The organism is Streptococcus sp. HMSC070B10 (assembly GCF_001808665.1).
Taxonomy (GTDB): domain Bacteria; phylum Bacillota; class Bacilli; order Lactobacillales; family Streptococcaceae; genus Streptococcus.
Window position 1 is genome coordinate 1 of record NZ_KV794175.1, and the last position, 8327, is coordinate 8327.

Here is an 8327-nt window from a genome sequence, read left to right on the forward strand (position 1 = left end):
AATTACCAAATGGAAAAGTGATTACAGTAGAAGTCCCAGTAACAGTCACACCAAAGGCGACTCCAGCTCCAAGAGAAACGGTTAAAACTACCCCAATCGTAGTAGAGGTTGGAACTCCAATTGGCAAAGATGATGTTAAGAAACATATTGAGTTACCAAAAGGTGCCGAAATCGTAGAAGTTGGAGAAATCCCAGCAACTGATACGGCAGGACAAAAACCAAGTGTTAAAGTAAAAGTGAAACTACCATCAGGAGAAATCGTAGAGGTAGAAGTCCCAGTAACAGTCATACCTAAGCATGTTGAACCATCAACTCCAAACCAACCAGCTTCTCAACCATCAACACCTAAAAATGTTGAAGTTCAAAAAGAATTGCCTAACACAGGTACAGAAGCCGACTCTAGCTTAGCAGCACTTGGACTTTTAGGTGTCTTGAGTGGATTTGGACTTGTTGCTCGCAAGAAAAAAGAAGACTAATTCTAATTAGATTTTCTGATAAGAATAAGGAGTAGGATATCATATCCGCTCCTTTTCTTTTTGGGATTGAGATGAGAGTTATCATAGCATTGGTTAAAAATTTTCGGTGATTTTATTGTCAATTCTCTGTAGATTTTCTCGTTCTAATCCCATATAGACAAGATTACAGAATCATGATCTATAAGTTGTCTGGCTTGACTTTCTTGATGGAAATTATATAATAGTTGTAATAAAAAGAATTACAATTAAAAAAGAGGAGCATTTATGACCTATGAATATAAGAGCCACATTTATTTGGCAGAGGCAGTTTTAAATGTAAAGGATTTGGCAAGTCAAACAGCCTTTTATCAGCAAGTTATTGGTTTAGAAATCTTATCTAAAACTGAGACAGAGGTAGTTCTAGGACTGGGTGGAAAAGCCTTGGTACACTTGATTCAAGCACAAGAGAGCGGAGAAGTGAGGGAACATTATGGCCTTTATCATCTGGCAATTCTCTTGCCGACACGAAAGGCTTTGGCAAATGTCTTAAAACACCTGACAGATTTACAGATTCCTCTTGTCGGCGGTGCAGACCACGGTTACAGTGAGGCTCTTTACTTGGAGGATTTGGAGGGGAACGGCATTGAACTCTATCGAGATAAGCCGGTTTCCACATGGGATATTCGAGAAGATGGACGTATTATCGGGGTCACTGAGGCTCTTGCGGCACAGGCTATCTATGAGTTGGGGGAAAGAGTAGAGCCCTTTATCCTAGCAGAAGGTACGAGAATGGGTCATATCCATCTTTCCGTCAAGGATAGTCGAAAGTCCAGCCAGTTTTATCAAAAGGTGTTAGGACTAGAGGATAAATTTAGTGTGCCTAGCGCTAGTTGGATTGCGGCTGGAGATTACCATCATCATTTAGCAGTCAATGAATGGGGAGGAAAAGGCTTAGCTCCGCGTAAGGCAGGTTTGCCAGGCTTAGCCTACTATGTCATTGAAGTCGCTCGTAAAGAAGAACTGTTAACGATTGCCCAGCGAGCGCAAGAAGTTGATGCACCAGTTAAGTGGCTGACATCTAGCCAGTTGGAAATCACAGACCCAGACGGAATTGTGACTCGTATTCGTTTAGATAGGATATGATGACAATCAGAGGATCAATTGTAGAAAGTGCTCCTTATTCTAGTCAGATATGTAGAAAATTTGATATGATAGTAGGGAACAAGGAGAAGAATACAATGACCAGTGAATACCAGAAAATGATAGCGGGAGAGGTTTACCGTCCATCGGATCCAGAATTGCGAGCCTTGGCTCAGGCTTCTCGCCAAAAACAGTCTGCCTTTAACAAGGAAGAAGATCCCTTGAAGGGAGTCGAAATCATCAAGGCTTGGTTTGGGTCAACCGGACAAAATATCTTTGTCAATCCACGACTGGTGGTCGATTATGGGGTCAATATTCATCTAGGGGAAAATTTTTATTCTAATTGGAACTTGACCATGCTGGATGTTTGTCCAATTCGCATCGGGGACAATGCTATGATTGGTCCCAACTGTCAGTTCTTGACTCCCCTCCATCCATTGGACCCGAAGGAACGCAATTCAGGTGTGGAATACGGCAAACCTATTACTATCGGAGACAATTTCTGGGCTGGAGGTGGTGTTATTATCCTTCCTGGAGTGACATTGGGTAATAATGTTGTTGCTGGAGCAGGGGCTGTAATTACTAAGTCCTTTGGTGACAACGTTGTCCTAGCTGGTAATCCTGCACGTGTGATGAAGGAGATACCTGTGAAATAAAGAGATTGGTAAAAAAGTTTTTAAGATAAGAAAAGCGCATCATATCAGGTGTTTAAAAAACGTTGATAGGATGCCTTTTATCATAAATTAGATTAACTTTTTTTCAATTGAGTGTTTACCTAGCTTTTTGATAGGTTTCACGCTAGAAGTTTTACAAATTCTTTCTCTTCTTGGCATTTTTGGTCAGGGAAACCTGGTAAGTATCCTGTTCTCTAGTGAGGTAATGGATGATTTGAAAGTCGTTGGTTTGAGCCTTGAAATCCACTTCATAGACAGTGGTGACTTGTTCTCCATCATTACTGGTATCAATCGAGATAAGATCTAACTCAGTACAGAATTGTGATAGCCCAGATTGGATAGTTTGGAGTTGCTTTTCTTGGTTCGCAATTGTGATGGTCAATAGTCTGCGACGTTGGTGATTGCTCTTGCTTTGTTGCTTTTCTAAAAGAAGCCATACTGCTAAGATAAAGACGGTGAAGAGAACAGCTAAGACTAGGTAGCCTGTCCCTGCTGCCAGCCCGATAATCATAGCAAGAAAGATAGCAATTAGTTCCCGTGAGCCACTGGTGGCTGAACGGAAACGAATGAGGCTAAAGGTTCCTGCAACAGCGATAGAGGTTCCTAAGCTGCCATTTACCAGAAAGATGACCAAGGTCATCAAGCAGGGGAGTAGGGTCAAACTAACAGCAAATTCCCGTGTATAGAGGGTACGGTGTTTGTAAGCCCAGGTCAGCGCCAAACCTAAAATCAGGCTGACCAATAGAGCCAGAAAGAGCTGGATAGGGTCTGCAGTGGCAGTTGTGTCGTTGAAAATAGAGTTGAAAAGATTAGACATAAGTAGTACCTACACTTTCTGTGCTTGGTCGTGGGCTATAGTCCAGCCCTTGAGACTTGTGGTAGGCGCAGCTGTATTTTGAAAATTTCTGCTCTACCAGTCCATATTGGTCGAGAATATCTTGTAGCCATTGGGGTTTTCTACCAGGTGCTTTAATTTCCATGATGACAATGTCCTCGTTTAGTAGAGGGAAACCGTCCTTTCCTGAAAATAAACTGACATTATTATCACGATAGGTTAGATTTTGGTCAATGGTGATACGAATTTTATTGTAGGGAAATCCGCTAATTTCTTTCTTTTCCTTGAGAGAAAAACGGTCGTAGTAAATATACATACGAGGGACAATTGCTTGCTGATATTCCTCTTGGAGTTGCTGAATTTTTTCAATCATCATTCGGTCCTTGATACTGCTATCCAGCTGTCCCTTGGTCATAAACTGGGTGATAGACTGGGGAGTCGATAAGAGACGATGTTTTCGTCCGACACCAGCTCTATCCTTAGATTTGATTTCTAAAAATACCTGACTATCAGGCTGGACTTGACTGAGATAGGTTCGCATCCGAATCTTTTCTTTGCGCTTAGTACCTTGGCCATCCTCCTGAATCATATCAAATTGCTCTGTATCAAAGTAGATGTTGGAAATGGTCGAAGTTGGATAATCATCCTCGACGAGGTATATTTTTAAGTCCTCTATTAAATTAGCCAAGTCAGCTTTAGCAACGACATATTTGGTTTCAATTCGTTTAAAGCTTGTTTTAATTGGTTTCATAAATCCTGTCTCCTTTATCAAACTATTTCAGTACACTATCTTATTAGCAGATAGGTGTGTCTGGGCAAGTTGAACTTGCTTGTAATTAGTCTATGGAATTTTCCTAAAACTTTTGTTAAAGATAACTTAATTGAAACTGAACTTAAGAAAACTTTCAGAAAAAGTTTAGATTTTTTTCAGACTTCCCCTGTAAACTAAGCTCAAGCTAAAGGAAGGCGAGGAAAAAGGTATGAAATCAAAAAAATGGACCCTAATCTTAACCAGTGTAACAGCTTTGACCTTGATGACAGCTTGTGGGCAGTCAACGACTAAGTCAAGTACAACTGCAGCGGCAGATACTACTGCCATCACAACTTCAGCTAAAAACAGTCAATCTTCTTATTTTACAGAAAAGGACTATGATACTTCTTATGATGAAAGCACAGCCTCTAAGATTGAGCTATCAGGCTCATCTGCCAGTGTCTCTGGAGACGGTGTGACAGTTTCTGGCTCAACGGTGACCATCTCAAAAGCAGGTACCTATGTGATTTCAGGTCAGTCTGACGGAGTGCAGATCAAGGTAGAGGCAGATAAGTCTGATGATGTGAAACTTGTCCTAAAAGGCGCGACCATGACCAATACCAATGCAGCGATTTCTGCGACATCAGCCGGTCATGTCTATTTGACTCTGTCAGAGGGAACCACCAACAGTCTCTCTGACTCAAGCTCTAACAGTGATGAAAAGGCAAATGCCGCTCTCTTTTCTAAGGTTGATTTGACCATCAATGGCTCAGGAACTCTCACTGTAGATGGAAAGAAAAGCAATGCTATCAAGGCAAATGATAGGCTTCACATCACGGGTGGTACCTTTAACATCACATCAGTTGGCGATGCCTTTAATGTCAATGATGAACTCAACATCACTGGTACAACCATGACCATCGATGCTAAGGAAGATGGCGTTAAAGTTGATAATGATGACGATATGACTGTTGGAAATATGTATTTAGCTAACAATACCATAACAGTCACAGCAGGGGATGATGGCATTCACGCTTCTGGCAACCTAGTGATTGATAGCGGTACTTACACAGTCAAGAATGCGACTGAAGGAATTGAAGGGAAATCCATTACGATCAATGGTGGCGATATCAATGTCTACTCGACAGATGATGGAGTCAATGCAGCCAATAAAAATGCCCAGCAAAGTGATATTTACTTTACTATGACAGGTGGAAATCTAACTGTAGAAGTCGGTCAAGGTGACACAGATCCAGTTGACTCAAACGGGAATATCACGGTTACCGGTGGAACCATTAAATTGATAGGACAATCAGGCTTTGACTTTGATGGAACAGCAACTTACACAGGTGGGAATATCTACATCAACGGCGAAAAACAAACAGATATTGTCAATTCTATGCCTGGAGGCGGAGGTCCGAATGGAGGTTCTGGCGGTCCAGCACCTGGCGGACGAGGATAAACAAAAAAGGATAGCATTCAATTAGAATGGCTATCTTTTTATATGGGTGATAAATTGATATGTTACGAGGGATTTTATAATCGTAGCTTTCAAAGGCTAAATTGTTCAGTCATCCGTTGTTGTTTACTTAAATTTCTTGAATTTTAAGAAGGTATTGAGTAGTTTTCCCTTAAATGTTTTGGTAGGCGATTGTGAGGGAATTGAAAAATTCAACTGCTAGGTGTTCTTGGTGACCGAGCTCCATCTAGCTTGGGGTTGCTTCTGGGGAAAAGACGCCTAATTTGATGCGGAGTCCACCTTTTTTCATCTTGAACTGATGCATACCATACATCTTGATATCAAGGCTTGTATCGGACATGAGAGTAGCAGTATCACCTGCCATAGAAATTTTTGTATCGGCATCCGGAACGCCTGTTTTTTCAGCATCTAGACTGATAAAGATTTTTTGATAAGTTGGTTGACCGTACTCTCCAATCAACTCCTCACTTCCTGTCCACCGTGAACTCCAGCAAATACAAAACGTTCAGGGTGAATTTTAAAAGGAAGTGCTTGGTCACCCATTTTATTTAGTCCTTGGTTGAAGGCGAAGAAATCTCTCAAAGTAAATCCATCCACGTAAGCAGCTTGTAGGTTACGTCCCTTAACCGAATTCTTAGAAATGCCATGCCGCATTTGGTCTGATTCTGCTAGACGGTCAGCGTAGAGTTCGAGGATTTTTTGACTTCCAAGGGCTAATTTGGTTTCAATTAGGTCTTGAAAATTTCTTAGTCTGTTTCATATAAAAATGAGTAAAATGAATTCCCATTACCAAGGTCATTAGAGTTGCGATAGCAATGACGATGGTTGGATTAGCCGAGAAAAGTAGAGGGGAAATAGGCCTTTAAAAAGTGGACAGAAAAGACCATTTCGGAGTATAGAGAGGAAGTTCAAAAACATTTTTAGAAATAAGACATGTGCATTATAAACATCAGATACGAATCTGGTGCTTTATTTTTTAAAGAATTTCAACTTTTTTCTTGACAAGTGAGTAAACACTCACTATAATAGGTCTATATTCAGTAAGTGAGTAAACACTCACCTAGGAGGAAGCATATGAAAAAATTGCTACATTTACAAGATTTGGATAAGTCTTTTTGTCGTCAAATGGTTTTGAATCATGTCAGCTTTGAATTGCAGCCGGGAGAAATTATAGGCTTAATAGGTCCGTCTGGTGCTGGTAAATCGACTATGATTAAGACTATGTTAGGGATGGAAAAAGCTGACGGAGGGGTTGCTTTGGTATTGGATCATACTATGCCCAATCGTCATATTTTAGGAGATATTGGTTATATGGCCCAGTCAGATGCCTTATATGAGGCTTTGTCAGGTCAAGAAAATCTGGAATTTTTTGGTCAGCTAAAAGGGCTATCCAAAAGAGATCTGACAGCTGAAATTGCCCATGTGGCTCAAGTTGTGGATCTGACAGAGCATTTGAATAAAACGGTATCCGGTTATTCTGGAGGAATGAAGCGACGCTTGTCTTTAGCCATCGCGCTTCTGGGGAATCCTCAGCTCTTGATTTTGGACGAACCGACAGTTGGAATCGACCCTTCTCTTCGGAAGAAAATCTGGAAAGAATTATTCGCGCTTAGAGACAATGGGGTTGGGATATTAGTTACTACCCATGTTATGGATGAAGCAGAGTTAACGGATAAGGTCGGCTTATTATTAGGTGGAAAAATCATTGCTTTTGATACACCGCAACACTTAAAAGAAAGTTATCAAGTTTCAAGTATTGAAGAAGTATTTTTGAAAGCAGAAGGAGAGTAAGATGAGAACCATTGCTATTGCTAAAAAAGTTATCAAAGAATTGATTCGTGACAAACGAACCTTGGCTATGATGTTTGTAGCGCCGGTATTTATTATGTGGCTGATGAACCTCATGTTTTCAGCTAGTACAACCGTGAATGTCAAGTTAGCGACACAAGATCTATCAACTGGTTTGATAACGAAAATGGATGAGCTTGATCATTTGGACATCGAGACTTATCAAGACTTAGATCAGGCCAAAGAAGCGCTAGCAAATGAAAAAGTCGATGCTGTGATTTCTTATAAAGACGGTGAGTATCAGGTCGACTACGCAAATACAGATGCCTCCAAGACATCTATGATACGACAAGTGTTACGAACAAGTATCGCCAGTGAAGGCACCGATCAGTTACTATCTCGTATCAAACAAGCTCTTCCACAATTGAAATTAGATGCAAAGGTGCCTGAAATCAAAGAATCTTACCAATATGGAGATAAAAATACTGGATTCTTTGCACGTATGATTCCAATTTTAATTGGCTTTGTGGTCTTCTTCTTTGTCTTTTTGATTTCTGGTATGGCACTTTTGAAAGAGCGCACAAGTGGAACCTTGGATCGCTTGTTAGCAACCCCAGTGAAACGTTCTGAAATTGTCTATGGCTATATGTTGTCTTACGGTATTATTGCGATTTTTCAAACGACAGTTGTCGTCTTAGCAGCAATTTGGCTACTAGATGTAGAAGTTGTAGGAAATATTTTAAATGTTATAATAGTTAATGTGGTACTGGCTCTTGTAGCACTAGCTTTTGGAATTCTCTTGTCTACTCTAGCAAAATCAGAATTCCAAATGATGCAATTTATTCCTCTCGTGATTATGCCTCAACTCTTTTTCTCAGGGATTATTCCATTGTCATCCATGGGAGAATGGGCTCCAACTGTGGGGAAATTTTTGTCATTAACCTATTCTGGTGATGCAATAAGCCAGATTATTCTTTACGGACACAATCTTGGTGATATTTTGCCAAATCTTGGTGTTTTAATGATTTTCTTGATCATTTTAACAATTCTCAATATTGTTGGATTGCGTCGTTATCGTAAAGTTTAGAAATCAACATAAATAATGCTAAAAAGGTGTGAAGATTAGATGGATAAGACTGTTTTTGAATCGTTTGAAGATTACTTAGAAGAAGCGAATTACCCTCAAGGAAAGAAAAAAATCATG

Annotated in this window: 10 protein-coding genes and 2 pseudogenes; 7 read left to right on the top strand and 5 right to left on the bottom strand. The window is 40.3% G+C overall.

The window, feature by feature from the left end; genetic code table 11:
- The 3 genes from HMPREF2613_RS11735 to HMPREF2613_RS05250 all read left to right on the top strand — a co-directional run.
- Positions 1 to 476 (top strand): LPXTG cell wall anchor domain-containing protein (locus HMPREF2613_RS11735; RefSeq protein WP_261673968.1); only part of this gene is annotated, 476 nt, incomplete at its 5' end.
- A 264-nt stretch (positions 477 to 740) separates the two neighbouring features.
- Positions 741 to 1598 carry a VOC family protein gene (locus HMPREF2613_RS05245; protein ID WP_070479487.1) on the top strand — a complete coding sequence of 286 codons (858 nt, stop codon included), beginning with the start codon at positions 741 to 743 and terminating at the stop codon, positions 1596 to 1598.
- A 95-nt stretch (positions 1599 to 1693) separates the two neighbouring features.
- Positions 1694 to 2251 (top strand): sugar O-acetyltransferase, encoded by a 558-nt coding sequence (locus HMPREF2613_RS05250; RefSeq protein WP_000200260.1) that lies wholly within the window; start codon positions 1694 to 1696, stop codon positions 2249 to 2251.
- Positions 2252 to 2402: 151 nt separating this feature from the next.
- Here HMPREF2613_RS05250 and HMPREF2613_RS05255 read toward each other — a convergent pair whose 3' ends face one another.
- Together HMPREF2613_RS05255 and HMPREF2613_RS05260 are read right to left on the bottom strand one after the other, a co-directional pair.
- A complete protein-coding gene (locus HMPREF2613_RS05255; RefSeq protein WP_070479489.1) occupies positions 2403 to 3086 on the bottom strand; it encodes a DUF4956 domain-containing protein in 684 nt (227 codons plus the stop codon).
- The gene (locus HMPREF2613_RS05260; protein ID WP_070479491.1) at positions 3079 to 3855 is read right to left on the bottom strand and encodes a polyphosphate polymerase domain-containing protein; all 777 of its coding nucleotides are present in this window, start codon (positions 3853 to 3855) and stop codon (positions 3079 to 3081) included. The genes HMPREF2613_RS05255 and HMPREF2613_RS05260 overlap by 8 nt, the downstream gene beginning before the upstream one ends.
- 229 nt (positions 3856 to 4084) lie before the next feature.
- Here HMPREF2613_RS05260 and HMPREF2613_RS05265 point away from each other — a divergent pair, with 229 nt between their 5' ends.
- Positions 4085 to 5317 (top strand): carbohydrate-binding domain-containing protein, encoded by a 1233-nt coding sequence (locus HMPREF2613_RS05265; protein WP_070479494.1) that lies wholly within the window; start codon positions 4085 to 4087, stop codon positions 5315 to 5317.
- A gap of 244 nt (positions 5318 to 5561) precedes the next feature.
- Here HMPREF2613_RS05265 and HMPREF2613_RS05270 read toward each other — a convergent pair whose 3' ends face one another.
- The 3 genes and pseudogenes from HMPREF2613_RS05270 to HMPREF2613_RS11860 form a co-directional block, all read right to left on the bottom strand.
- The gene (locus HMPREF2613_RS05270) at positions 5562 to 5795 is read right to left on the bottom strand and encodes a hypothetical protein (RefSeq protein ID WP_049544550.1); all 234 of its coding nucleotides are present in this window, start codon (positions 5793 to 5795) and stop codon (positions 5562 to 5564) included.
- Positions 5792 to 5989, bottom strand: a complete 198-nt coding sequence (locus HMPREF2613_RS05275) for a hypothetical protein (protein ID WP_070479496.1) — start codon at positions 5987 to 5989, stop codon at positions 5792 to 5794. Before HMPREF2613_RS05275 ends, HMPREF2613_RS05270 begins: the two co-directional genes overlap by 4 nt.
- A 70-nt stretch (positions 5990 to 6059) precedes the next feature.
- A pseudogene (locus HMPREF2613_RS11860) lies at positions 6060 to 6182 on the bottom strand (low temperature requirement protein A); the annotation flags it as partial.
- A gap of 227 nt (positions 6183 to 6409) precedes the next feature.
- Between HMPREF2613_RS11860 and HMPREF2613_RS05280 the strand changes: the two are divergent.
- From HMPREF2613_RS05280 to HMPREF2613_RS11740, 3 genes and pseudogenes are all read left to right on the top strand, one after another.
- Positions 6410 to 7126 carry an ABC transporter ATP-binding protein gene (locus tag HMPREF2613_RS05280; protein ID WP_000734674.1) on the top strand — a complete coding sequence of 239 codons (717 nt, stop codon included), beginning with the start codon at positions 6410 to 6412 and terminating at the stop codon, positions 7124 to 7126.
- A 1-nt stretch (position 7127) separates the two neighbouring features.
- Positions 7128 to 8210, top strand: a complete 1083-nt coding sequence (locus HMPREF2613_RS05285) for an ABC transporter permease (protein WP_070479498.1) — start codon at positions 7128 to 7130, stop codon at positions 8208 to 8210.
- A gap of 39 nt (positions 8211 to 8249) precedes the next feature.
- A pseudogene (locus HMPREF2613_RS11740) lies at positions 8250 to 8327 on the top strand (TetR/AcrR family transcriptional regulator); the annotation flags it as partial.